Consider the following 25,025-nt stretch of genomic DNA (forward strand, 5'->3'; position numbering starts at 1 on the left):
GTTCCTTCAAATCAGGACTTGAGGTGCGCGGCGAGGTGCTTGTTCATCTCGAACATCGAGCACTTGTCCTTGCCGAAGATCTTCTTGAGCTTGTCGTCGGCGAGAATCTCGCGCTTGTTCTCCGGGTTCTGGAGATTGTGCTTCTTGATGTGCTCCCACACCTTGCTGACGACTTCGCCGCGCGGCAGGGGGTTGTCGCCGACGATGGCGGCGAGTTCGGGAGACGGCTTCAGGGGCTGCTGAAGCGCGTTGGGCTTGGTGCCGGAGGCGGCCTTCGTGGCGGTCTCCTTCTTCGGGGCACTCTTGGGCGCAGCCGCCTTCTTCTCCGTCGTCTTGGTAGCCATGGTTTCCCTCCGTCCTGCGGACCGGCGATTCGTGACACGAGGCCGAGCGGCATCGGGGCACTGAGGAGCAACAACTAAGCGGTGCCGCGCCCGTTCCAAGTGGAGAACAGCGCCGCTGCGGTGTCCATCCACAGATCAGCGGACCTTTCCGCAGCTCAATCCACTGCCCAAGGGATTTTTTCGCGCCGAGCGGGACGAGCACAGGCGATCCGGCCGCCCGTCCCGGTCGAGGCGGGAACCGTGTTTGCCGCCTTGCATTCAACCAAGACACCCGGATCGCGGGCCTGTCAGGGATATGCTGGAGACGTGGATGCCGACGGATCTGCCCGAAGAGCGGGCCTATCGTAAGCCGGGAACGCTGGAACTGGACCCGACCTCCGGCGAGGGGGTCGCGACCGACGAGACGCCCCGGTTGATCGCTTCCGACAAGGTCGAGGGCACCCCGGTCTATGACAGCACCGGGCGCCACCTCGGCAGCGTTTACAATTTCATGGTCGACAAGGTGTCGGGACAGGTCGCCTACGCCGTGCTGTCCTTCGGTGGCTTCCTCGGCTTTGGCGAGAACCACCATCCCCTGCCCTGGAACGCGCTGACCTACTCGGTCGAACTCGGCGGATACGTGGTCGATATCGACCCTGCCGATCTCGAAGGCGCGCCGACCCAGGGGCCCGGCGAAAATCCGTTCGACGATCCCGGTTTCGGCGGGCGCCTCAACGATCACTGGGGCGGCCGCAAGGCGCCGACCGCCTGAGGCGGCGGCGCCTGTAATCCGAAGTCAGGCGCGGCTCAGAACTTGCCGCCGAGGCCGACACTGCCGCCCGCGCCCATCTGGGGGGCGAGGCCACCGGAGCTGGACCGCGACGTCGTCTCGCCGTCAATCTCCTCCCGGCGGATGCGGCGCGGGCCGTCATCGGCGGTGCGGGTATCGCCGCGGAAGTTCTTCGGCAGCTCCAGGGCGCGGGTCGGGGCGGCGGCGAGCGGACGGCCGTCATCGTCGGTCTGGGCGCTGCGCAGGGGGCGGCCGGGCAGCGTGCCGCGGGCGGAGGGCGGCGGGCCGAGATCGGTTTCCGGCATCACGCCGCCGCCGCCACCGAGCGCCTGGCAGCCGCCAAGGCTCGCCGCAAGAAGCGCCGCGGCGCAGAGTCTCGACGGGTCGAACATGCAGTCTTGTCCTCGTACCGGCCGTTCCCGGCCACGGCTCGGCCGGGGGACGGCCAAGGGTCGGGAACATTAAGATTTCCTGCATCCGTCTAAGGCAGGGTTTGGGCGAAAACCAGACGGCCGTCGCCCGTGTCCACCCGGTTCCGGCGGGACGGTTGGAGCGGCGTTTCCGGCCCATCCACAACTTCGCCGTGGTTGCCGGGCATGGACGATGCGTCCGCCCGCCCCATGATGTCCGGGGAGCGCCGGCTCGCAGAGGCCGGCTCGCTCATCTTTTTCGACTGTCGAGAGGTAGTAGGGGTGCTCAGACTGATCCGGCCGATCGTGACACCGGCGATCGCCCTCCTCGCTACGGCGGCCATGGCCGCCGACGGCTCGTCAGGCGCCCCCGGCGGCGCTTCGCCTCCTGTCGTGACCGCTCCGCCTCCCGCCGCGACCGCTCCGCCTCCGGCCGCAGCGCCGGCGCCGGCTGCACCCGCGAACGGTGCCGTGACGCCGTCCCAGGAGGGCGGCACCCCGGCGGTGGTGCTCGATACCCAGGATTACGAGAGCCTGCTCGGCAAGAGCGTGCGCGCGATGAACGGCGACGATCTCGGCCGGATCATTGACGTCATCATTGACCGCGACGGACGTCCCCGTGCCGCGGTGATCGATTTCGGCGGCTTTCTCGGCGTCGGCTCCCGCAAGATCGCGGTGGATTGGCGTGTCCTGAAGTTCACCACCGAGGGCAAGGTCGGGCGCCTCACGCTCCAGCTCAACCGCAATCAGGTCCGCGTCTCGCCCGAATACAAGTCCGGCGACCCGATCGTCGTGCTCGGGGCCACGAGCCCGGGTGCTCCCTCCAGCCCAAGTGCCGCCAGCCCAAGTGCCGCCAGCCCGGGCGCCGCGAACACCGGTGCCGCCGTCCCGCCGGAAGGCGACGCCTCCGCCGCCGCCGAGAAGCCTGCCGCCCCGTCCGACAAGGCCCCGGACCGGCCACCGGAGAAGACGCCGGACAAATGACGGCAAGCCCGGTGACGGAACGGCGCGCCTATCCAGCGCGCGAACGCGACAGCCATCGAACCGACCTTCGCGAGCGCGGCGGCTCCCGCCCGGTGCGGCGCGCGGGCCGACCGAGCACGCCCGGCCCCGCCGGTCCGTCGCGACGGGCGACCTACGGCCTCGACGCGTTCACGTTCTTCATCGCCAACCTGCAGACTGGGTTCGGGCCCTTCCTCGCCGTCTACTTCACCCAGCAGAAGTGGACGCAGTCGGATATCGGCCTCGCGCTCACCGTGGGCAGCCTCGTCAGCCTGCTCGGGCAGATGCCGGGCGGCGCCTTCGTCGATGCCTCCCGCTCGAAGCGCTTCGCCGCCGGTTTCTCGGCGTTCTGGGTCGGCGCGAGCGCCGTGATGCTGGCTGCACTTCCGACCTATCTCGTCGTGATGCTCGCCATGGCGATCCACTCGGCGGCGAGCTGCGTGCTGACGCCAGCCATCGCCGCGATCTCCATTGGCCTCGTCGGCCATGCCCGGGCCGGCGAGCGGCTGGGGCGCAATGCCAGCTTCTCGGCCGTCGGCAACGCGCTCGGCGCCGCCGGCATGGGCGCGATCGGCTATTATCTCTCGAACAATGCGGTGTTCTATCTTGCGGGCGTGCTGGTGATCCCGGCCCTGGTGTCCCTCTCGTTCATCCCGTCGGGGCGCGCCGTGGAAGCGGGCAGGCCCCGGCCCGCCGCCCAGGAACCGGAACCGCGAGAGGCCGGCGGCATCTCGGCGCTCCTGAAGAACCGGGCGCTCCTGTGCTTTGCCGCCTGCATGGTGCTGTTCTTTCTGGCCAATGCCGCGATGCTGCCTTTGGTCGGCAGCGTCATGACCCTGCGCGCCAGCGAGACCGCCACGGCTCTCGTGGCTGCCTGCATCATGGTCCCGCAGGCGGTGCTCGCGCTCACTGCCCCCTTCGTCGGCCGCCTCGCCGAACGCTGGGGACGAAAACCGCTCCTGGTGATCGGTTTTGCGGCCCTGCCCGTCCGCGGCCTGCTCTTCGCCTTCGTCAGCGACCCCTACTGGATGGTGGCGATTCAGGTCTTCGACGGCATCTCGGCCTCCGTCCTCGGCGTCATGGTCCCGCTGATCGTCTCCGACGTCACCCGCGGCACCGGCCGGTTCAACACCGCACTTGGGGCGGTCGGGACCGGCATGGGCATCGGCGCCGCCCTCTCCACGGCACTCGCCGGCTTCATGGCCGACGAACTCGGCAGCCGGACCGCGTTCCTGGGACTCGCCATCGTCGGCGCCGCCGGCCTCGCCCTCGTCCTCCTGATCATGCCGGAGACCCGGCGCAGGAACGGGGATGAGGCGCACGACCCGTCTTGACCTGCGCCGGCCGACGGGGTTGGAATCGTTTTTGCGCCGCACATCCGCTTAAGCGCGGTTCATCTTCGCCGAGCTATCCGGCGGAAAGCCCCGCGCGCTTGAAACATAAGGCGACGCTTCGCGTTGCGGTTAACGGGTGCCCTGTGCGCCCTCCAGCCACAATCGGCGCCCAGCGGGTCTGATCGAATCGGGACTGACGATCGCGATGGAAGATCTCTGCCAATACGCCAACAGACCGGGGGCCTTTGTCGGGCGCTATCTCAGGCGCCGGATCGTCCCGCATCTCGTGATTCTCTTCTCCGTGCTCGGTGCGGTGTCCTTCTCGGTCTCGACCGACTACGCGCTGAAGGAGGCGTGGTCGATGCCCTCGGCAAGGGGCCGAGCGCGGGGCAGGTCTGGACGGCCTTGGCGGTGCTGATCGGCTTCATCGCCGCCGACAACCTGCTCTGGCGCGTCGCGGCTCTGGTCGGGGCCTTCACCTTCGTCGGCGTGACCGGCGACATCCGCCGGGATCTCTTCCGCCACATGACGGGCCATGCCCCGTCCTTCTTCGCGGATCGCCAGCCCGGTACGTTGGCCTCGCGCATCACCGCGACGTCGAACGCGATCTTCACCGTCGAGAACATGTTCACGTTCAACGTGATGCCGCCCTGCGTCGCGGCCGTGCTCTCGATCATCTATATCGGCACCGTGAACCTCACGATGGCGCTCGTGCTCGCCGGCATCTTCGCCGCGGTCGTGCTGCTGATGTTCAAGATGGCCTCCGCCGGCAAGCCGCTGCACCATGACTTCGCCGCGAAGGCCGCGAGCGTCGATGGCGAGATGGTCGATCTCGTCGGCAACATGCCGCTGGTGCGCGCCTTCTCCGCGTTCAACCGCGAGTTCGTGCGCTTCGACGGCACCATCGGCTCCGAGATGCGGGCGCGCCGCTCCTCGCTCCTCTACCTCGAGAAGCTGCGCATCACCCACGCCATCCTCACCGTGATCTCGATCCTCGGCCTGCTCTACTGGTCGATCAAGATGTGGGAGGCCGGTCAGGCCACCACCGGTCAGGTCGTCCTCGTCTGCACGCTGGGCATCCGCATCCTCGCCGCCACCCGCGACCTCGCCGTCGCGCTGGTGGACGCGACCCAGCACACCGCCCGCCTGTCGGAGGCGCTGCACACGCTGCTGCAGCCGCACGAACTGGTCGATCATCCGGAGGCAGAGAAGCTCATCGGCCAGACCGGCGCCGAGATGCATTTCGACCACGTCGCCTTCAGCTATCCCGACGGGCGCACCGTCTTCTCCGATTTCGACCTGCTGATTCCGGCCGGTCAGACGGTGGGGCTGGTCGGCAAGTCGGGCGGCGGCAAGTCGACCCTGTTCTCGCTGATCCAGCGCTTCTACGAGGTGCAGGGCGGGCGCATCCTCATCAATGGACAGGACATCAACCGCGTCACGCAGGATAGCTTGCGCGAGGCGATCACGGTGGTGCCGCAGGACGTGTCGATGTTCCATCGCTCCCTACGCGAGAACATTCGCTACGGCCGGCCCGACGCGACCGACGAGGAGGTCTGGAAGGCGGCGGAAGCGGCCCACTGCACCGACTTCATCCAGTCGCTGCCGGAAGGCTTCGACACCATCGTCGGCGACCGCGGCGTGAAGCTCTCCGGTGGCCAGCGCCAGCGCATCGCCATTGCCCGCGCCATCCTGAAGGATTCGCCGATCCTGCTTCTCGACGAGGCGACCTCGGCGCTCGACGCCGAGTCCGAGGAGGCGATCCGCGCCGCGCTCGCCAACCTGATGAAGGGCCGCACGGTGATCGCCATCGCGCACCGCCTCTCGACGCTGAAGGACTTCGACCGGATCGTCGTGCTGGAGGGCGGGCGCATCGTGCAGGACGGCTCGCCGGAGAAGCTGACCCATCTCGACGGCTTCTACCGCGAGCTGATGAAGAAGGAATCGATGTCGATGTCGCTCGCCGCGGCCTGACATTCGAGCGGCTGCATCTCTGCCCATCGGCTGGGAGGGGTGCAAAAATCGGCCCTTGGATCGACATGGGTGTCATGAGGCCGGGCGGGTCCCTCACCGCCCGGCCTTCTTTTTGACGCCGATACGAAGCGGGAGCGTGCCGTGGCCGAACAGCAATTCGCCAGCGACAACTATGCCGGGATCTGCCCGGAAGCCCTCACCGCGATGCAGGCGGCCAATGCCGGCCACGCCCCCGCCTACGGGGCCGATACCTGGACGCAGGCCGCGGCCGACGGCTTCCGGCGGCTGTTCGAAACCGATTGCGAGGTGTTCTTCGTCTTCAACGGCACCGCCGCCAACTCGCTGGCGCTGGCCTCGCTCTGCCAATCCTATCACAGCGTGATCTGTGCGGACTCGGCGCATATCGAGACCGACGAATGCGGTGCGCCGGAATTCTTCTCAAACGGCTCGAAGCTGCTGACCGCCGCGACCGATGATGGGAAGCTCACACCCGAGGTCGTGCGGACGATCGCCGGCAAGCGCTCCGACATCCATTTCCCGAAACCGCGGGCGGTGACGCTGACCCAGGCGACGGAGACGGGGCGGGTCTACAGCCTCGACGAGATCGCGGCCATCTCGGCCGTTTGCCGCGCATCGGGCCTGCGCCTGCACATGGACGGCGCGCGCTTTGCCAATGCCTGCGCCTCGCTCGACGCCTCCCCGGCCGAACTGACCTGGAAGGCCGGCGTCGACGTGCTCTGCTTCGGCGGCACCAAGAACGGCATGGCGGTAGGCGAGGCGGTGATCTTCTTCGACCGAAAACTCGCGGAGGATTTCGACTATCGCTGCAAGCAGGCGGGCCAGCTCGCCTCGAAGATGCGCTACCTCTCGGCGCCCTGGGTCGGCATGCTGGAGAACGGGGCGTGGCTCGACAACGCCCGCCACGCCAATGAATGCGCCCGTCGGCTGGTGCGGGGGATCGCCGACGTGCCGGGCATCTCGCTCGCGGCACCGGTGGAAGCCAACGGCGTGTTCCTGAACCTGCCCGCGCCGGTCCAAGAGGGGCTGCGCGCCCGCGGCTGGCAGTTCTACGGCTTCATCGGCGGGGCGTCCCGCTTCATGTTCGCCTGGGATTCAGAGCCGGCGCGGGTCGATGCGCTGGCGCAGGACATCCGCCTCTGCGCCCTGCCCGCGGCGGCGTAATCGCTGCTTCGTTCGCAGCAGGATCAGACGAGATAGGTGATGGTGGCTGCCAGAGCCGTCGCCACGGTGGCGATGGCGAAACCGGATGACGAGAGCAGCATCGCGGAACGGGGCGCGGTCGGCTCGGGCTCGTCGGCATAGCCGAAGGCCTGGCCCGCGGCCTGTTCCAGGCGCATGAGGGAGAGGTGACGCGCTTGAGCGGCAGCGGGGGTCATCGGCGTGGCTCCCTTACGGTCAAGCTGACCGTGCTGAGTTAACGTCCGGAAACCATCTTCTGTTCCCATCGCCATCCTGGGCCGCGCCGCCTTAACGTTCCGCTGCCTTGTTTCAGCCGCAGGATTGCCGCCCACCACAGGCTTCGTGAGGCCGTCTTAACCATCCGCCAGCATCACTGTGATGACAACGCGCCGGGCTCGGCAGGATCGTCGGGTTTCGAACGCGGCCGGCCGTCGTGGTACTGCGACCGGCGGAAGCGGACAGGAGACTTTTTGTTTCCTGTTTGTTCCGCTACAGTGAGGGTATGAAGAGCCATGCAGCCCGTCTCCGACCCGATTCGAGGAGCCGTCGCGTGAGCGATCCGGCACGCGACCTGTTTGGGCCTGGTGCCAAGCCTCCCCCCGCGGAGGCCGAGCGCCGCCGCCGCCTCACCCCCGTAGCACCGTCTCCGGCACCCGCGCCGGAAACGGCGGAGGCGGGTTACGACGCCTCGGCGATCGAGGTGCTGGAGGGGCTGGAGCCTGTGCGGCGCCGGCCGGGCATGTATATCGGCGGCACCGACGAGCGGGCGTTGCACCACCTCTTCGCCGAGGTGATTGACAACTCCATGGACGAGGCGGTCGCGGGCCACGCGAGCTTCATCGAGGTGGAGCTGGAAGAATCGGGCTCTCTCGTCGTCACCGATAACGGCCGTGGCATCCCGGTCGATCCGCACCCGAAATTCCCGGGCAAATCCGCGCTCGAGGTCATCATGACCACGCTGCACGCGGGCGGTAAGTTCGACTCGAAGGTCTACGAGACCTCCGGCGGCTTGCACGGCGTCGGCATTTCCGTCGTCAACGCGCTCTCGGACGTGCTCGAGGTCGAGGTCGCGCGCAATCAGACCCTCTACCGGCAGTGCTTTTCCCGCGGTCATGCGCAGGGAAGCCTGGAGACGATCGGGCGGGTGCAGAACCGGCGCGGCACGCGGGTGCGTTTCCATCCCGACGCGCAGATCTTCGGCTCGCTCAAGTTCGACCCGCGCCGCCTGTTCAAGATGGCCCGCTCCAAGGCCTATCTGTTCGGCGGCGTCGAGATCCGCTGGCGCTGCGCCCCGGCCCTGCTCGAAGGGCTGGAGGATGTGCCGGCGGAGGCCGTGCACCGCTTCCCCGGCGGGCTCTCGGACTATCTCGCCCGCGACATCGAGGGGAAGGAGCTCGTCCTCGACTCCATCTTCTCAGGCAAGATCACCAAGCCCGGCTCGCACGGCTCGCTCGAATGGGCGGTCGCCTGGACGGTCGCCGATGACGGCGTCTCGCACTCGTACTGCAACACGATCCCGACGCCGGAGGGCGGCACCCACGAGGCGGGCCTGCGCGTCGCGCTGCTGCGGGCGCTCCGCGAGCATGCCGAGCGCGTGAACCAAGCCAAGCGCATGACGGCGGTGACCACCGACGACGTGATGGCGACCTGCGCCTCGATGCTCTCGGTCTTCATCCGCGAGCCGGAATTCCAGGGCCAGACCAAGGACAAGCTCGCGACGGTGGAGGCCTCCCGCATCGTCGAGACGGCGATTCGCGATGCTTTCGACCACTGGCTCGCGGCCTCGCCCGCCCAGGCCAACAAGCTGCTCGATTGGGTGATCGACCGGGCGGAGGAGCGCCTGCGCCGCCGCCAGGAAAAGGAGGTCGCCCGCAAGAGCGCCACCCGCAAGCTGCGCCTGCCCGGCAAGCTCGCCGATTGCTCGGCCGCCGGCACGGTGGGCTCGGAGATCTTCATCGTCGAGGGCGACTCGGCCGGCGGCTCCGCCAAGCAGGCCCGTGACCGCGCCACGCAAGCCGTGCTGCCGTTACGCGGAAAGATCCTGAACGTGGCCTCGGCGAGCCGCGACAAGCTCGGCGCCAACCAACTCATCTCGGATCTGACGCTGGCGCTCGGCTGCGGCACCGGCGCGAACTTCCGCGAGGCGGACCTTCGCTACGACCGGGTCATCATCATGACCGACGCGGATGTGGACGGCGCCCACATCGCCTCGCTCCTCATCACCTTCTTCTACCGGCAGATGCCCAAGCTCATCGACAAGGGGCATCTCTACCTCGCGATCCCGCCGCTCTACCGGATCAGCCAGGGCGCGAAATCGGCCTATGCCCGCGACGATGCGGACAAGGAGCGGATCATCAAGACCGTGTTCAAGAACGGCAAGGTCGAGATCGGCCGCTTCAAGGGCCTCGGCGAGATGATGCCGGCGCAGTTGAAGGAGACGACGATGGACCCGAAGAAGCGCACGCTGCTGCGGGTCGCGATCCTCGACGAGGCGCGGGAATCGACCGGCGATACGGTGGAGCGCTTGATGGGCAACAAGCCCGAGGCGCGCTTCGCCTTCATCACCGAGCGGGCATCGTTCGCGGATGGGACGGAGCTGGATATCTAATCCGCTCCGCTTTTCCCTCGACGGAAGCCGTCTGGGGCAATGAATCGCTGTAGTGCCGAGTCGTGTCGCTGATGCTCGCGCCGCAGCGATCCATCAGGCCGGCTCAGCCATCGCCCTCTCCGTGATCTCCACGATCCGCCCTTCCGCCAAGTGCAACACCCGGTCGGCGGCGTCGAAGTAGCGGTCGTCGTGGCTGATGACGATGAGCGTCCGGCCGCCACTTCGCAGGTCCGGCAGAAGCTCCTCGTAGAAGCGGCGCCGGAAGGTCGGATCCTGTTCCGCGGCCCACTCGTCCAGCACGAGGACCGGGCGTCCTTCGAGAACAGCCTGGACCAGGGCGAGGCGCTTGCGCTGGCCGGTCGAGAGATCGGTGGTGGAGAAGCGGCCCTCGCTGATGCCGACCTTGTGGGCCAGATCGAGCCGTTCCAGCAGGGGCCGGGCGGCATCAGGGCCGGCACCGTCGGCGGGGATCAGCTCGTCGAACAGGTGGTAGTCGAAGAAGATCGCCGAGAAGTGCTGGCGGTAGGCGTCGCGGCTCCCTGCCGTTACCGGCACGCCGTCGAGCAGGATCTCACCCGATTGCGGCGGATAGAGACCGAGCAGGAGCTTGATCAGCGTCGTCTTGCCCGAGCCGTTCTCGCCGACGATGAACAGGATCTGGCCGGCCCGGATCGTCAGGTCGAGCGGGCCGAGGGTGAAAGGGGCCTTGTCGCCGGCCGCCGGGAAGCCGTGGCTGACGCCGCGCAGGGTGATCTCACGGATGCGGCGGCCCGCCTCCGACGGCGTGGCGGCGAGCAGGCCGGCTTCCGCCTCCGCTCCCTCTTCCGAGAACTCGGCGATGCGCCGGTAGGCCACCTGGGCCTGCCCGATCATCGGCACGAAGTGGATGAGCTGGCCGATGGGTGCCTGGATGTAGAGCAGCACGAGGACGAAGCCGGAAAGTTCGGCGCCGCTGATGCCGGCCAGGACCTTGTAGGCGATGAGACCGGCGAACAGCAGAAAGTTGGTCGATTGGCTCAGCATCGACAGCGATTGCTGGATGACGGCGATCCGCGTCATCAGATGGCGCCCCTGCTCGATGCAGGCACTGAGGGCGACGTCGCGGAGGTGGAGCCGGCGTTCGCGACCGATGCGCAGCTCCTTCGCCGCCTCGGTCAGGGTGAGGTAGTGCTTCTGGGTCGCCTCGCGGTTCTTGCGGACCTCCTCGAAGGACCGGAGCATGTTCCGGCGCAGGGCGTTCGCGCCGAGGCTCTCGAGGATCAGGACCACCGCCGTCACCGCCGAGAGGGAGGGTGACAGGAGGATCATGTAGGCCGCGCAGCCGATGAGCGTCCCGCCCGCGACCACCATCGGCGAGAGGAACGCGATGGCCGTGAAGATGGTGGTGACGTCGCCCTGGAGCGAGGCGAGCAGCTTGTGCTTGCCGAGGCGCTCGATCCGTTCGATCGGAGCGGTCAGGATCTTATCGGTGAGGTCGCGGCTGAGCGCCGCCTGGATGCGTCCGCCCGCGTAGCTATTGCCGAAACTGGCCGCAAACGTGCCGAGTACGCTCAAGGTGGCGAACCCGGCAAACGCCAGCAACACGCCGTCGGCAAGCGCGCCCTCGCCGTAGAAGGCCTCGTTGATCTTGGCCAGAGCCGCGGCGGTGGCGAGACCGCCGACCGCCCCGAGCGCTGTGGCGACGCTCACCAGCGGCCAGACCGGCCGGAGCAGCCGAATCGCGTCGTGCCTGAAATGACGAAGGATTGCACCGTCCTGCCCCATCCTGCCGATTCCTCCGAGCAAGGTCGCCACCCGCTACGGCGACCGGGGCATCTGCACTAACGACAGGTCTGGTGAAGGTGAAATGCCGATCCGGCGCGGCTCACCCCTCGCGCGAATAGGTTTTACAAATCCTCACTTCGGAGATACTTGAAGAGCAGGCCCGATTCGCCGATGCGCTCAGTCTCAGACGCCGAATCGATCTGCGGCGGCCTACGGCTTCGTCCCCACGCTCACCACCGGGGTCGCCTCGCGATCGCCCACGATCATGATGAGCATGTTCTGGGCCATGCTGGCGCGGCCCTGATCGTCGAAGAGGATGCCGGCATGGCCGTCCTCCGGCTGTTCCAGGCGGCGGATCGTGTCGCGCACGATGGCGACCGCGCCCTCCACGATCTGGCGGCGGGCCGCGATGATGGCGCCGGCCTGCTGGCGCTTGAGCATCGCACCCGCGATTTCCGGCGCGTAAGCGAGATGGGTGATCCGCACGTCCTCCACCACCACGCCCGCCACGGCGACGCGCTGGCCCAGTTCGGTGATCAGGTCGGCATGGATCGCGTCGCGGTCGGCCCGGAGCGAGGCGACGCGGGTGGCCTTCTCCGCGAGCCGGCGCTTGGCGTCGCCCGCCTCGTCGCCGACGTTTTCCGCCTCCTCGTGGTCGTAGGGCCGGGTCGAGGCGATGTTGCGCAGGGCCGCTTCCGCCTGGAGCGAGACGAAGTCGTGGTAGCTGCCGACATCGAAGGTGGCGCGCGCGGCATCCTGTACCTGCCAGATCGCCGCCGCCGCGATGGTGATCGGGTTGCCCATCAGGTCGTTGACCGTGATGATCTTGGTCTCCTGCGCCTCGGTCGCGAGCGAGACCTTGGCCACCGCCGTCAGCGGGTTGCGCCACCAGAAGCCGTCGCGGGCGATGGTGCCGTGATAGCGCCCGAACAGGGTCAGCACCGCGGCCTGCCGCGGCTTGAGGGTGATGAGCCCGGCCAGCAGCACGATCCCGGCGACCAGCGCCACCACCGAGACCAGCAGGAAGGCGGGGCCGACGCTGCCGCGGCCGAGCACCAGCACGCCGCCACCGAGGAAGGTCAGGGCTGCCAGCACGAGGCAGGGGATAGCGATGAAGAGCGCCAGCCAGCCGTTCAGGGCGCGATAGGGCACATCCTGCGTGACGCTCGCTCCAGCCATGCTCGCTTCCCTCGTATCGCCGTGCGACCCGAACCTTACGAAGGCGGTGCGTGCAATCCTAGGGCGGTGGCCTCCTCACGGCCGGCGTTCATGAGCGATGATGCCGGACCGAGGCGGCGCACCATATCCGGCGGCACCGATGGGTTGATGCGGACGGAGGACCCCGTTGAGCGAACCTCGAAAACAACTCCATCTCGGCGCCTTCATGCGCCCGATCGGCATTCACACCGCGTGGTGGCGCTATCCCGGCGGCTTTCCGGACGCGAACTTCAACCTCGACCACCTCGTGCGCTTCGCCCGCACCCTGGAGGCCGCCAAGTTCGACGCCTTCTTCATGGCCGACCATCTGGCGGTGATGAACATGCCGATGGAGGCGCTGAAGCGCTCGGCCACCGTCACCTCGTTCGATCCGCTGACGCTGCTGCCGGCGCTGGCCATGGTGACGGAGCGGATCGGGCTGATCGCCACTGCCTCCACCACCTACAACGAGCCCTACCATGTGGCCCGCAAATTCGCCTCGCTCGATCATATCTCGAAGGGGCGCGCCGGCTGGAACCTCGTCACCTCCGGCAACCCGGACGAGGCGCTGAACTTCGGCCGCGACGCGCATCTCGACCACGCCACCCGCTACGCCCGCGCCCGCGAGTTTTTCGAGGTCGTCACCGGGCTGTGGGATTCCTGGGCCGACGACGCCTTCCTCCGCGATGTCGAGCAGGGGCTGTTCTTCGACCCCGAAAAACTCCGCACCCTGAACCACCAGGGCGAATTCCTGAAGGTGAAGGGGCCGCTCAACGTCGCGCGGCCGGTGCAGGGCTGGCCGGTGATCGTGCAGGCCGGCGCCTCCGAGGCCGGGCGCCAGATCGCGGCGGAGACCGCCGAGATGGTGTTCGGCTCGGCCTCGTCGCTGGAGGCGGGCCAGGCATTCTACGCCGACGTGAAGTGCCGGATGGCGGCGGCCGGCCGGTCCCGCGACGCCCTCAAGATCCTGCCCGGCGCCTTCGTCGTGGTCGGCGGCACGGAGGAGGAGGCAAAGGCGAAGAAGGCGCGGCTCGATGCGCTGGTGCCGGTCGAGAGCGGGCTCGCCAACCTCTCGGTCCGTCTCGGCACGGATGCCAGCGGCTTCGACCTCGACGCGCCGCTCCCCGAAATCCCGGAATCGAATGCTAGCAAGAGCGGGCAGGCGCAGATCGTCGACTATGCCCGACGCACGGGGGCAACAGTGCGCGACCTCGCCCGCCGCGTCGGCGGCTATGGCGGGCTCAGCTTTGTCGGCACGCCGGAGCAGATCGCCGATCGGATGGGGGAATGGCTGGAGGGGGAAGCCTGCGACGGCTTCAACGTGATGTTCCCGTTCGTGCCGGAAGGGCTCGACGACTTCTGCGCCGGCGTGGTGCCCGAACTCCAGCGGCGCGGCCTGTTCCGGACGGAATACGAGGGCGCGACCCTGCGCGACCATCTCGGCTTGGAGCGGCCGGGCAACCGCTTCTTCGAGACGCGATAGGCTCCCCGCCGAACCCATCGACGGTCCCGCGGGGAGTCTTTCAGCGCAGGTCAGCGCCGGTTCGTCATCCCGTAGATCGCGAAGCCTACGAGCGCCGCGAGGCCGAGGGTGAGCAGGCGATTGCTGCCGAGCGTGTCGGCGGCGGCCCAGCCGGTGCTCTTGGCGCTCTCGATCACGGCGCGGCCCCGCAGGATGCGCGCGGCCCGCTGCCGGTTCGCCTCCCGCGTCGGCAGATGGACGATGTAGGTGTCGCCCTCACGGTCGATATCGATGCTGTTGCGGGCGAACCCCGCCCGCACGAGGCGGTCCTTGGCGGCGTGGGCCGCTTCACGGCTCGTGAAGTCGGCTTCGACGCTGACGGTCTCCTGGGACATGTCTCCTCCTCGACAAATGTGGGGATGTGCCGCGCGCGATCCGTTCGCCGCGGACCGTCGCAAGACGGCCGGTGGCATGCGTTTCGTGCGGCACTCCAAGCGGGAGGAGCAATCCGGGCCTGGCCTTCACGGTTCCGCGAGAAGGCTCACGCCGCCTCGGCCTCGCAGGCATCGATCCGCACGGCGCCGTCGGCCGTCAGCGAACAGATCACCTCCGTTCCATCGTCGAGCGCGAAAGCATGGAACAGGCGGCGCTCGAGTTCTTCGAGCCCTTCGCCGGGTAGTTCTGCGATTTCGCCCCGCGTCCGTTCTTCGAGAGCGGGAAGAACACCACTTCTCTCAGCGATTTCCTGCGCGGATTGCGTCAAAACGATATCGAAAGACATTGCCGCCTCCCTGTTACGACGCCGGTTACGACTTGTTCGATCCCCGCGAAGACAGGCCCCTCTTGCGACTTTTTTGGGGCAGCCTTTTTACGGCGCGGGAAACGCGAGCGCGATCAACGGCTTGGCAGAGACCTGCATTCGCGCAGCCGATCGCGGCCTATCGCCCGGAACGACCTGGGACGGGCCGCCGGCCGGATCGGAGCGCGGACATCGCGCCTGGCCGAACCCGGCCGGGCTGCTGTGACGCATCGGCTCGGCGCAGCTTTTCGAGGTGTTCTCCGGTTTCGACCAACGGGCCCCGCGTTCGACGCTGGCCCGCCGGTCTCAAAGGTCCGCCCAAGGGGCCGCCCAAGGGTCCGCCGGAGCGTCGCGCGTTCCGACCACGCGAAGAACATCCCCGGCAGGGAGGCCGGCCCTATGAATTCCATCCTCGTCGTCGCCTTGATCTGTGCGTCCAACGTTCAGATGCCCGATTGCTCGCGGGAAACCGCTCTGGACGTGATCATCGGTCCGGCCCACACACTTCAGGAATGCCTGATCCAGGGTCCGGTCCTGGCCGCGAGCGCGGGCCATGGCTCGGGCGCCGACACCTACGTGAAGACGCGCTGCGAACAGCGGAAGCCGCGATAGGTTTCGGTGTCGCGCCGGCTTCTTCCGAAGGATGGCAACGACCCTGTGGGCAAGGCTTTGGGAGGCACCGATGACAGAGGATGAAACGGTCGATCCGGAGCGCGCCGTCGCGGTGGGCCTGCGGGCGCGCCTCGCGGTGGTCGAGCGCACGGCATGGTTCGGTTTCATGCACGCCATGCGCGAGCGGCCCGAGGAAACTCAAGCCTTCATCGAGGCCGAGCGCGTGCGATGCCGCGAGGGTTTCGGCAGCGGCGCCTGGGCCAAGGATCTGACGGCGGCGGAGCGTGCGCTCCTCGGCGAAGAGGTCGATGCCGGCCTCGCGCAGCTCGTGGAGGATGCCCGCGCCGAGCTCGGCGACGGCACCGACGGCACCTGAACGGCGCCCTCCCCCGCGCCATCCTTTCGCCTTGCGGACATGGCGGGAAGAGTACAGTGTCCCCCGCCAAACCGGAACCGGCCGGAGGAAGCTCCGTCCGTCGGGCCCGCGAAGGAGCCGTGACTGGTGCCTATGTTCGGATACGCCGCCCGCCGGAGCGCCACCGCGCTCACCCTGCTGCTTGCTTCGACCGGTCTCGGCTCCCTGCCGGCGGCGGCCATGCAGCCGCGGGAATCCTCACCGCTCTCCGAGTACGAGCCGGCGGAATCGCTCGAGGGCAACTTCCTCTCCGCCTATATCGCCGGCGCCTCGAAGGACACGGCCGCCGCCGCGAGCTACTACCGCGAGGCGGTGAAGGGCGATCCGCGCAACGCCGAGCTTCTGGAGCGCGCCTTCGTGTCGCTGCTGGCCGACGGCGCGATGACCGATGCCTTCCGCGCCGCCGAGCGGCTCGCCACCCGCGAAAGCTCGAACGGCCTCGCCCAGCTCGCCCTCGGCGTGCGCCAGCTCAAGGCCGGCCAGTACGGCCCTGCCCGCCAGAGCTTCGGCCGCAGCGGCCGGGGGGCGGCCGCCGACCTCACCGGGACGCTGCTGACCGCTTGGGCCTATGCCGGCGCGGGTGACGGCAAGCGCGCCTACGAGACGCTGAACCGCCTGCGCGGCGAGCGCTACTTCAACGTCTTCCGCGACTACCATGCCGGGCTGATCGCCTCGGTCATCGGTGACCGGGCGGAGGCCGAGCGCAAGCTGAAGGCAGCCTACGACGCCGACCACAACACCCTGCGCATCGTCGACGGCTATGCCCGCTTCGAGGCCGGCATCGGCCGCACCGATCTCGCCATCGACGCCTACAGCGAGTTCGAGAAAGTGATGCCGCGCCATCCCCTCGTGGTGGACGCTCTCGACAAGCTCAAGGCCGGCAAGCCGCTCAGCCCCTTGATCGCCTCCGCTCAGGAGGGCGCGGCAGAGGTGCTGTACGGTCTCGGCTCGGCTGGCTCGACGCAGGGCGACGAGCTTCCGGCGGTGGTCTATCTGCGGCTCGCGCTCTACCTCGCCCCCGACCACGCCGTGGGACGGCTGACGCTCGCCGACGCCCTCGACCGCATGAAGCAGGTCGAGCGCTCGAACGAGGCCTATGCGCAGATCCCGGCCTCCTCGCCGCTCAAGCTCAACGCCGACATCCAGATCGGTCTCAACCTCGAGCAGTTGGGCCGGGGTGACGAGGCGCTCCAGCACCTCGACACGGTCCTCAAGGCGAACCCTGACAACGTCGATGTCATCTCGGCCCTGGGTAACGTGCAGCGCGCGCGCAAAAAGTTTACCGAGGCGACCGAGACCTATACCCGCGCGATCAACCTGATCGAGCCCGGCCGCGAGGCCAACAACTGGACGCTGTTCTATTTCCGCGGCACCGCCTACGAGCGGGCGGGCGAGTGGCAGAAGGCCGAGGCTGACCTCAAGAAGGCGCTGAACCTCGTTCCGCCGACCCAGCCGAACGCCAAGGCGCAGGTTCTCAACTACCTCGCCTATTCCTGGGTCGATCGGAACATGAACATTGACGACAGCTTCACCATGCTGAAGCAGGCCGTCGATCTCTCTCCCCGCGACGGCATGATCATCGACAGCCTCGGCTGGGCCTATTTCCGCCTTGGCCGTTGGGACGACGCGGTGCGCGAGTTGGAGAAGGCGGTCGAGCTGAAGCCGGGCGACCCGACCATCAACGACCACCTCGGCGATGCCTTTTGGCGCACCGGCCGGCGGCTCGAGGGCAAGTTCCAGTGGCAACACGCTAAGGACCTGAACCCCGAGCCCGAGGAACTCGCCAAGATCAACGCCAAGCTGAAGGACGGCTTGCCCGAGCCGGACAAGCCGACCGCCACCGCCGAGAACCCGCCCGCGCAGGACCCGGCGCAGACCGTGCCCGCCCCGGTGGCGGCGCCGCACAACGCGGAGAACCCGGAATTGCCGAAGGGCGCCCCCGCCCCGAGCGAGCCGCCGGGCGCCGCGGACAAGAAGCCGGGGAAGTGAGGGGCGTCTCGTCCCTCCTCCCCTGCACGATGTCGCGCTCGAATTGGCTGAGTGGCGCGGCCGCTGACGGTGATTGCGAGGCTCGGCGCCGCTCATCCTGGGCGCCGCTTCGTTCGGCGCGTTCGTGTCCGTGATGGCGCAAGAGCGGATCGGCTGACGCTCTTCGCCCCCATGATGTCCATGCGTCGTCCGGGACGTCGGGCGGGCCTTTCGTGATGCATCGTCTGTTCTCGAGGCTCGGCCTTCACCGCTCGGGTGGGTGCCCCGAGACGTGCCTCTGCCCGAACCGGTGGCCGGGTTCTGCTGCAAATGTCGGCATCGCCGACCGGGCCGCGGGTGCCTCTGCGCCCGCCTCCGCCGCCCGAAATCCATGTCCGAAGCGGTAACTTATCATTTGTTGCATCGCCGCAACATGTGGCCCGAGGCGGATGTGTAGGTTTGATCCTGCCGTATTTCGACGACTCGGGTATTCTAAGCAGGCGCTCGGCAATTCATTCGCGTCTGAGAACATTTGTCGGCTAAACTGGCCGCCATTGTTGTTATAAGTCGGATGAATTACTTTATGAATTCATCTAATTTTGCATAGAGATAAAACTGTGGCCTGGAATTTCGATTGAAGTGATCTTATTGCGAGTGTAAAATTCCTAATGGCGGAGTTTAATATTATATAAGCTGAGCGCTCCGGTAAAATTATACTATTATTATTTGATTTTCTGTTTCCTATCTCGATCTATGTTCAGGCCGGCGATACGTTTTAACTCCTCGTCATCGTTCGACTGAATTGAGGTCGTGGTCGGCGGCCTACACCTGACACATGTCGCCGCGCGGACTGTGCGGCCGGTCGAGTCTTGCGAGACGGCACCGATCTGAGCGGCACAGGACTTGTAGTAGCTTCGGCATCCGCAAACCAACCGGCGCGTGTGGCCGGAAGAGGAGTGTCGATGTCGCGGTTGAAATCGGGCCTGCTGGCCTGCTGCGCCAGTCTCGCCACCGGCCCTGCCGGACACGCGGCGGATTTCCCCGGGGGGGACAGCAGACTGTTCGACGACTTGCGCGCCTGCAACGCCTACGGTGCCGGCTTCTTCTTCATTCCCGGTACGGATACGTGCGTGCGCTTCTCCGGCCGGGCGCGCTACGAGGCAGGTTTCGTTCCGAACCGCAATCGCTCGCAGAGCCAGGGTGACCAATCCCAGGCGCGCGGGATGATCCGTCTCAATCTCGATGCCCGCAGCCAAACCGATTACGGCGTCTTACGGGCTTTCCTCCGCATCGACGCCGCGAGCCGCACCGGCATCCTCCAGTCCACCGGTACGCAGCAGCGCATCGCCAATGCCTTCCCGGCGCTCGGTCAGGATACGTTCGGCCGCGTCCAGAACTTCTTCATTGCCGAAAAGGCCTTCGTCCAGTTTGCCGGCATCACCGCTGGCCGCGCCGCATCCTTCTTCGACTTCTACGCGCACGATTATGAGATGAGTGGCCTCACGACCGGATCCAATCTCTCCTCGACCAACCTACTTGCCTACACGTCGAGGATCGGCGGCGGCCTGAGCCTGAGCCTGTCGATGGAAGACCCGTTCTTCCGGAAGCAACCGGTCTACGCAGCCTCCGTCGCCGCCGGTGCCGCCCCGCTCGGTGCGCCCTCGCAGTTCGTCGCGCCGACGGTGGCGCCGACACCTGTAATCCTGGCGACCGATGGCGGCTTCAACGCCACGGGCGCTGCCTTCCTCGACGCCGTGCAGCGCTCGCGCATGCCGGACTTCGTGGCAGCGCTGCACTACGATGACAGTTGGGGCTCCGCCCATCTCTCCTCCGCCGTCGCGAACATCAATGTGGGCGGCTTCATTGCCACCCCGGCGCTCGGTCCGGCCGGCACCACCATCGCGAATGACACGGCGGCCGCACTTCTGGCGGCGCGGGGTGTCACGTCCGGCGCGCAGACGGATTACGGCTGGGCGGTGCAAGCCGGCGTCAAGCTGAACCTGCCGATGATCGCATCGGGCGATGGCATCTACCTTCAGGCGGCCTATGCCGAGGGCGCCATGAACTACACCGGCTTCACGTTTTTCACGGGCAGCTACGCCAGCAATCTGACGCCGATTCAGGGGGCTTCCGTCCAGCAATTCGTCTCGGATGCCGTGGTCAACCCGATCACCGGTAAGCTCGAACTGTCGACGAGCTTCACCGTGGTCAGCTCCTTTCTCCATTACTGGACGCCGGAATGGCGCTCGGCCTTCTACGGCAGCTACGGTGCGCTCAACTACAAGCGTGGAACGCGCGAGACCTTCAGTATGCTGAATGGGTTGGTTGGCAATTCCGCCCCGCCCAATGCTTTCGCCAATCCCGTTGCCTTTGGCCTCAGCCCCGTGCTTCGCGACACGGATCAGGTGATCGCCGGCGTGAGTCTGATCTGGTCGCCGGTCAGGGATCTCGATATCGGCATTGAGGGTACGTATATCGGTACTGCAGTCCAGAGCGGGCGCGTTCCGGATGCGACCTACCCGATCCTGGTGAACGGTCTGCCGTTCGTGACGGCCAATCGCCACGATGCGGGTCAGATCCGCATGCGCATCCAGTGTGATTTCTAGAGCATCGCCCCGAAAGACGCGCGCGCAATCGTCGGCCCGTCGGCCGCTGCGGGCCGGTGCCAACCGCCTTGCTCGTCGGGAAGGCTCCCCCTATGGCAGTGCCCGTCCCCCGCCTCATCGGCCGAGAGCTCCCGTGTCCGTCCTCACCACCCGCGCTCCGGCCAAGATCAACCTGACCCTGCACATCCTCGGCCGCCGGCCCGGCGACGGCTACCATGCGCTGGAGAGCCTCGTGGCCTTCGCCGACGTGGCGGACACGCTGGAACTGGTGCCGGGCCCTGATCTGACGCTGGACATCTCCGGACCCACCGCCGGGCCCGCCGGACCGCTCGACGACAACCTCGTCCTGCGCGCCGCCCGCCACCTCGCCGCAGGCGTGGACGGCCTGAGGCTCGGCGCCTTCCGCCTGCACAAGCAACTGCCCGTCGCGGCGGGGATCGGTGGTGGCTCCTCGGATGCGGCCGCCGCCCTGCGGCTGCTGGCCGAGCTGAACGGGCTCGACCTCGACCATCCTGCTGTGATCGCCGCTGCGCGGGCGACCGGCGCCGACGTGCCGGTCTGCCTCGATCCGCAGGCGCGGATGATGCGCGGCGCGGGCGAGGAAATTGGGCCGGTGCTCGGCCTCGCATCGCTGCCGGCGGTGCTGGTCAATCCCGGCGTGCCGGTCTCGACCGCGCCGGTCTTCAGGGCGCTCGGTCTCGCGGTCGGTCAGCGGCTCGACGGCGCCGAGCATCCGGTCGTCGGGTCTGGTCTCGATGCGGACGCCGTGCTCGGCGTTATCACACCCGCTCGCAACGATCTCGAGGCGCCTGCTCTCACCGTCGCCCCGGTGATCGGCGAAGCGCTGGCGCTGCTGCGGGCTCAGGCCGGGTGCCGGCTCGCGCGGATGTCGGGCTCCGGGGCCACCGTGTTCGCGATTTTTTCCGACGACGGGGCGGCGGAGATTGCGGCCGGAGCGATCCGCACCGCCGAGCCGGGCTGGTGGGTCGAGCCGACGCGGCTCGCCTGACCCGTCAGCTGCGGGCGCTCAGTGCGCCCGGGCGATGCAGAAATCGACCACCTGCAGCAGGGCGGCCTTCATCGGCCCCTGCGGGAACGGCTCAAGCGCCGCGCGGGCCTGATCGCCGTAGTGGTGCGCCCGCTCGATCGTGTCGTCCAGGGCGCGATGGCGGCTCAGGATGGCGAGGGCCTGCTGAAGATCGCCCTCCGCCCGATCCTCGCGTTCGAGGGTGCGGCGCCAGAAGGCGCGCTCCTCGTCCGAGCCGCGGCGCAGCGCCAGCACGATCGGCAGGGTGATCTTGCCCTCGCGGAAATCGTCGCCGACATTCTTGCCGAGCGCCGCGCTGGTGCCGCCGTAATCGAGCACGTCGTCGATGAGCTGGAACGCGATGCCGAGATTCATGCCGTAGGCGCGGCAGGCTGCCTGCTCGGATTCCGGCCGTCCGGCTAGGACCGGGCCGACCTCACAGGCCGCTGCGAACAGCTCGGCGGTCTTGCCGCGGATCACGGCGAGATACTCGTCCTCGCTCGTCTCGATGTTCTTGGCGGCGGTGAGCTGCATCACCTCGCCCTCGGCGATCACGGTGGCCGCCGCGGACAGGATGTCGAGGGCGCGCAGGCTCCCGACCTCGACCATCATGCGGAAGGCTTGGCCGAGCAGGAAGTCGCCGACGAGCACGCTCGCCTCGTTGCCCCACTTGATGCGGGCGGCGACGCGCCCGCGGCGCATGTCGCTCTCGTCCACCACGTCGTCGTGGAGGAGGGTCGCGGTGTGCATGAACTCGACCGCGGCGGCGAGCTTCACCGCGCCGTCGCCGCTGCCGTAATCACAGAGATCGGCGCAGGCGAGCGTCAGGATCGGGCGCAGGCGCTTGCCGCCCGACGCGATCAGGTGGTTGGCGACCTCGGGGATCATCGCCACGTCGGAGCCCGTGCGCGACAGGATGGTCGCGTTCACCCGCTCCATCCCGGCCGCGACGAGGCTCACGAGATCGGTGAGGCTGGCCTCCGGATCGGAGCGGCCTTCATCGAGGGTAACGACGACGCCCAAAGCGCGATGCCTCCGGAAAAACTCTCGACCGGCACCCTGCCGGAACCCCTGCCCCGCGGCTGCCCCTGTCGCACGGGGCCGGCGGCAGGGCAACACGCGGTCGTGCCGCACGGCTGCGCAACAGCGTGGACAATGTTACCAGCCGGGAGGCCGCGCGATCCCGCCACGGGGTGCCGGCGAAGGATGATGATGCCGTGAAGGAACTGATCCGCAGCAACGACATCGTCCTGATCGGCTTCGCGCGCTCGCTCCTGGAAGAGGCGGGCGTGCCGCTCTTCGTCGCCGACGAGCATATGAGCGCGCTGGAAGGGTCGATCGGTGTGTTCGGCCGGCGCCTGCTGGTGCCCGACGACCATGCGCCGCAGGCCCGCCGCATCCTCATCGATGCCGGCCTGTCCGCCGAACTGCGCGACGAGCCCTGAGTGAGCCACGCGTGAGCGCCGAGCCGGATGCCTTCCTCGGCGGTCGCCTGAGGCTGCGCCAGCCGCCCCGCGGCGCCCACCGCGCCGGCACCGACGCGGTGCTGCTCGCTCGCCTTCTGGCGCCCGAGCCGGGCGCCACGCTTTACGACCTCGGCGCGGCCACGGGCGCGGTCGGGCTGGCCGTGGCGCGGCTCACCGAGGTGGGCCGTGTGGTGCTGGTCGAGCGCGACCCCGACCTCGTTGCCCTTGCCCGCGAGAATGCCGCGGCGAACGGGCTCGACGCGCGTGTCGCGGTGATCGAAGCGGATCTCCTTGCACCGGGCGCGCAGCGCCGGGCGGCGGGCCTGGAGCCGGACAGTGCCGACATCGTGCTGACCAACCCGCCCTTCTTCGAGGAGGGCGCACATCGCCCCTCCCCCGTTCCGCAGAAAGCTTCGGCACACACATTCGCGGCCGGCGGGCTCGATCTGTGGCTGAGAACCTGCGCCGACCTGCTGCGCCCCGGCGGCCGGCTCGGCCTGATCCACCGGGCCGATGCCCTGCCCGCCTGCCTCGACGCCCTGCGCGGGCGCTTCGGCGATTGCGCCGCCCGCCCGGTTCACGGGCGGGCCGATCGGCCGGCGATCCGCGTGCTGGTCGCGGCGGTGAAGGGCAGCCGCGCGCCGTTTCGCCTGCTGCCGCCGCTGGTGCTCCAAGACGAGGCCGGGCGCTTCACCGGGGAAGCCGAGGCGCTGCATCGGGGCGACCCCTGGCCGGCGCCGTGAAGCCGGATCCCGGTCGAAACGGGCGCCCGCCGCAATGGATCGCCCGGCGGCGTCCTGTTAACGGAGAGGGGACCTGCCTCGTGGAGCCGTATCCGACCCCATTGCATCAGGTCGGCGTCTCCCGCCCCATGTTTAGACGCGCAGTCTTTCGACGAATCGGTGACCGCTTCGTCGAGATGCGATCTAGGAAGCCGCGCACCCGCGCGTTCTGAAAAAAAGGCCGCCATGCCGCTGACCATCCCGACCTGGATGCGCCGCCTCCTGCCCCGCCGCTTCCGTGAGACCCCGCCGCGGGTCGCCGTGGTGCGCCTGAGCGGGGCGATCGGCGCCGTCTCGCCGATCCGGGCGGGCCTTTCCATCGGCACGGTGGCGCCGAGCCTGGAGCGCGCCTTCACCATGCCGAGCCTGTCGGCGGTGGCGCTCGTGATCAACTCCCCCGGCGGATCGCCGGTGCAGTCGCACCTGATCTACCAGCGCATCCGGGCGCTGGCGGAGGAAAAGAAGATCAAGGTCTTCGCCTTCGTCGAGGATGCCGCGGCCTCGGGCGGCTACATGATCGCCTGCGCCGCCGACGAGATCGTCGCCGATCCCACCTCGCTCGTTGGCTCCATCGGCGTGGTCTCGGCCGGCTTCGGCTTCGACCGGCTGATCGAGCGCATCGGCATCGAGCGCCGCGTCCACACCCAGGGCGAGGCGAAGGCGATGCTCGACCCGTTCCGCCCGGAAAACCCGCAGGACATCGCCCGGCTGAAGGAGATCCAGGCCGACGTGCAGGCCCTGTTCTCCGGCCTCGTGCGCGAGCGCCGGCCGACGCTCGATGCCAGCCGCGACCTGTTCACCGGCGCGGTCTGGACCGGGCGGCAGGCGCTCGAGCTCGGCCTCGTCGATGCAATCGGCGACCTGCGCGGCACCCTGCGCGCCCGTTACGGCGAGAAGGTCGATCTGCGGCTCGTGGCCGAGAATCGCGGCTCCTGGCTCGCCCGCCTGCTCCGCCGCGCCGGTCCGGGCCAGACTGCGGCCGGACTCCCCGATGCGCTGATCGCGGCGGTGGAGGAGCGGGCCGCCTGGGCGCGATTGGGACTATAGCAATCTCGGAATTGCTTACACTTCGTGCATATAGTTTCAGCCAGGTCTCCAGAAGAGATCGACAGTATGCATTGAGAATTGCATTGAATTATTGCGACGACGTGTCCGAAAGGACGTCGGGTAGGAATAAATCAGTGCCCGCATCACCTGTTGACCGGATTGCCGAATGGATGAGCGTTGGGTCTAGGCGGACCGTTCTTAAATCAATCTACGTGATCGGGATCATTTTATCGCCGATC

Annotated in this window: 22 protein-coding genes and 1 pseudogene; 15 read left to right on the forward strand and 8 right to left on the reverse strand. The window is 68.0% G+C overall.

Annotated elements, in window-relative coordinates:
* Nucleotides 1-11: 11 nt before the first annotated feature.
* Entirely contained in the window at nt 12-344 is a 333-nt protein-coding gene (locus tag M2437_RS17730) for an SWIB/MDM2 domain-containing protein (RefSeq protein ID WP_003597961.1), read from the reverse strand.
* A gap of 310 nt (nt 345-654) precedes the next feature.
* Here M2437_RS17730 and M2437_RS17735 point away from each other — a divergent pair, with 310 nt between their 5' ends.
* Nucleotides 655-1,095 carry a PRC-barrel domain-containing protein gene (locus M2437_RS17735; RefSeq protein WP_003597962.1) on the forward strand — a complete coding sequence of 147 codons (441 nt, stop codon included), beginning with the start codon at nt 655-657 and terminating at the stop codon, nt 1,093-1,095.
* Between the two features lie 35 nt (nt 1,096-1,130).
* Here M2437_RS17735 and M2437_RS17740 read toward each other — a convergent pair whose 3' ends face one another.
* The gene (locus tag M2437_RS17740) at nt 1,131-1,505 is read right to left on the reverse strand and encodes a hypothetical protein (RefSeq protein ID WP_003597964.1); all 375 of its coding nucleotides are present in this window, start codon (nt 1,503-1,505) and stop codon (nt 1,131-1,133) included.
* 300 nt (nt 1,506-1,805) lie between these two features.
* Between M2437_RS17740 and M2437_RS17745 the strand changes: the two genes are divergently transcribed.
* The 4 genes and pseudogenes from M2437_RS17745 to M2437_RS17760 all read left to right on the forward strand — a co-directional run bounded on the left by M2437_RS17745 (nt 1,806) and on the right by M2437_RS17760 (nt 7,015).
* Entirely contained in the window at nt 1,806-2,507 is a 702-nt protein-coding gene (locus tag M2437_RS17745; RefSeq protein ID WP_253388225.1) for a PRC-barrel domain-containing protein, read from the forward strand.
* Complete coding sequence (locus M2437_RS17750; RefSeq protein ID WP_056499138.1) at nt 2,504-3,859, forward strand: MFS transporter; 1,356 nt, start codon at nt 2,504-2,506, stop codon at nt 3,857-3,859. The genes M2437_RS17745 and M2437_RS17750 overlap by 4 nt, the downstream gene beginning before the upstream one ends.
* Nucleotides 3,860-4,064: 205 nt before the next feature.
* Nucleotides 4,065-5,833: pseudogene (locus M2437_RS17755) on the forward strand (ABC transporter ATP-binding protein).
* Between the two features lie 141 nt (nt 5,834-5,974).
* Nucleotides 5,975-7,015 carry a threonine aldolase family protein gene (locus M2437_RS17760; RefSeq protein ID WP_253388226.1) on the forward strand — a complete coding sequence of 347 codons (1,041 nt, stop codon included), beginning with the start codon at nt 5,975-5,977 and terminating at the stop codon, nt 7,013-7,015.
* Nucleotides 7,016-7,038: 23 nt separating this feature from the next.
* Here the strand turns inward: M2437_RS17760 and M2437_RS17765 are convergent, their stop codons facing one another.
* A complete protein-coding gene (locus M2437_RS17765) occupies nt 7,039-7,230 on the reverse strand; it encodes a hypothetical protein (RefSeq protein ID WP_253388227.1) in 192 nt (63 codons plus the stop codon).
* Nucleotides 7,231-7,583: 353 nt separating this feature from the next.
* Between M2437_RS17765 and parE the strand changes: the two genes are divergently transcribed.
* Nucleotides 7,584-9,641 carry a DNA topoisomerase IV subunit B gene (gene parE, locus M2437_RS17770; RefSeq protein ID WP_015823353.1) on the forward strand — a complete coding sequence of 686 codons (2,058 nt, stop codon included), beginning with the start codon at nt 7,584-7,586 and terminating at the stop codon, nt 9,639-9,641.
* A gap of 93 nt (nt 9,642-9,734) precedes the next feature.
* On the opposite strand, the gene M2437_RS17775 is transcribed toward parE, so the two are convergent.
* A complete protein-coding gene (locus M2437_RS17775; protein ID WP_277570360.1) occupies nt 9,735-11,405 on the reverse strand; it encodes a cyclic peptide export ABC transporter in 1,671 nt (556 codons plus the stop codon).
* 210 nt (nt 11,406-11,615) lie between these two features.
* The gene (locus tag M2437_RS17780; protein WP_253388229.1) at nt 11,616-12,584 is read right to left on the reverse strand and encodes an SPFH domain-containing protein; all 969 of its coding nucleotides are present in this window, start codon (nt 12,582-12,584) and stop codon (nt 11,616-11,618) included.
* A 166-nt stretch (nt 12,585-12,750) separates the two neighbouring features.
* Between M2437_RS17780 and M2437_RS17785 the strand changes: the two genes are divergently transcribed.
* The gene (locus M2437_RS17785) at nt 12,751-14,085 is read left to right on the forward strand and encodes an LLM class flavin-dependent oxidoreductase (RefSeq protein WP_253388230.1); all 1,335 of its coding nucleotides are present in this window, start codon (nt 12,751-12,753) and stop codon (nt 14,083-14,085) included.
* A gap of 50 nt (nt 14,086-14,135) precedes the next feature.
* Here M2437_RS17785 and M2437_RS17790 read toward each other — a convergent pair whose 3' ends face one another.
* Together M2437_RS17790 and M2437_RS17795 are read right to left on the reverse strand one after the other, a co-directional pair.
* On the reverse strand, nt 14,136-14,459 hold the full coding sequence (locus tag M2437_RS17790; protein WP_003597981.1) for a hypothetical protein: 324 nt from the start codon (nt 14,457-14,459) through the stop codon (nt 14,136-14,138).
* A 146-nt stretch (nt 14,460-14,605) separates the two neighbouring features.
* Nucleotides 14,606-14,845, reverse strand: a complete 240-nt coding sequence (locus M2437_RS17795) for a hypothetical protein (protein ID WP_012254422.1) — start codon at nt 14,843-14,845, stop codon at nt 14,606-14,608.
* Nucleotides 14,846-15,262: 417 nt separating this feature from the next.
* Here M2437_RS17795 and M2437_RS17800 point away from each other — a divergent pair, with 417 nt between their 5' ends.
* From M2437_RS17800 to M2437_RS17820, 5 genes are all read left to right on the forward strand, one after another.
* On the forward strand, nt 15,263-15,475 hold the full coding sequence (locus M2437_RS17800) for a hypothetical protein (protein ID WP_253388231.1): 213 nt from the start codon (nt 15,263-15,265) through the stop codon (nt 15,473-15,475).
* A 70-nt stretch (nt 15,476-15,545) separates the two neighbouring features.
* The gene (locus M2437_RS17805) at nt 15,546-15,851 is read left to right on the forward strand and encodes a hypothetical protein (protein ID WP_012254421.1); all 306 of its coding nucleotides are present in this window, start codon (nt 15,546-15,548) and stop codon (nt 15,849-15,851) included.
* Between the two features lie 132 nt (nt 15,852-15,983).
* Nucleotides 15,984-17,879 carry a tetratricopeptide repeat protein gene (locus tag M2437_RS17810; RefSeq protein WP_253389641.1) on the forward strand — a complete coding sequence of 632 codons (1,896 nt, stop codon included), beginning with the start codon at nt 15,984-15,986 and terminating at the stop codon, nt 17,877-17,879.
* A gap of 941 nt (nt 17,880-18,820) precedes the next feature.
* Nucleotides 18,821-20,464 carry a porin gene (locus M2437_RS17815; protein WP_253389642.1) on the forward strand — a complete coding sequence of 548 codons (1,644 nt, stop codon included), beginning with the start codon at nt 18,821-18,823 and terminating at the stop codon, nt 20,462-20,464.
* A 133-nt stretch (nt 20,465-20,597) separates the two neighbouring features.
* A complete protein-coding gene (locus M2437_RS17820) occupies nt 20,598-21,473 on the forward strand; it encodes a 4-(cytidine 5'-diphospho)-2-C-methyl-D-erythritol kinase (RefSeq protein ID WP_253388232.1) in 876 nt (291 codons plus the stop codon).
* A gap of 18 nt (nt 21,474-21,491) precedes the next feature.
* On the opposite strand, the gene M2437_RS17825 is transcribed toward M2437_RS17820, so the two are convergent.
* Nucleotides 21,492-22,514: a polyprenyl synthetase family protein gene (locus M2437_RS17825; RefSeq protein WP_015823345.1), complete on the reverse strand. Its 1,023-nt coding sequence runs from the start codon at nt 22,512-22,514 to the stop codon at nt 21,492-21,494.
* A 194-nt stretch (nt 22,515-22,708) separates the two neighbouring features.
* Between M2437_RS17825 and M2437_RS17830 the strand changes: the two genes are divergently transcribed.
* The 3 genes from M2437_RS17830 to M2437_RS17840 all read left to right on the forward strand — a co-directional run bounded on the left by M2437_RS17830 (nt 22,709) and on the right by M2437_RS17840 (nt 24,786).
* Entirely contained in the window at nt 22,709-22,936 is a 228-nt protein-coding gene (locus M2437_RS17830; RefSeq protein WP_012753244.1) for a putative signal transducing protein, read from the forward strand.
* 11 nt (nt 22,937-22,947) lie between these two features.
* Nucleotides 22,948-23,700 carry a tRNA1(Val) (adenine(37)-N6)-methyltransferase gene (locus M2437_RS17835; RefSeq protein WP_253388233.1) on the forward strand — a complete coding sequence of 251 codons (753 nt, stop codon included), beginning with the start codon at nt 22,948-22,950 and terminating at the stop codon, nt 23,698-23,700.
* Nucleotides 23,701-23,925: 225 nt separating this feature from the next.
* Complete coding sequence (locus tag M2437_RS17840) at nt 23,926-24,786, forward strand: S49 family peptidase (protein ID WP_253388234.1); 861 nt, start codon at nt 23,926-23,928, stop codon at nt 24,784-24,786.
* Nucleotides 24,787-25,025 lie beyond the last annotated feature (239 nt).

Source organism: Methylorubrum pseudosasae (genome assembly GCF_029504475.1).
Taxonomy (GTDB): domain Bacteria; phylum Pseudomonadota; class Alphaproteobacteria; order Rhizobiales; family Beijerinckiaceae; genus Methylobacterium; species Methylobacterium extorquens.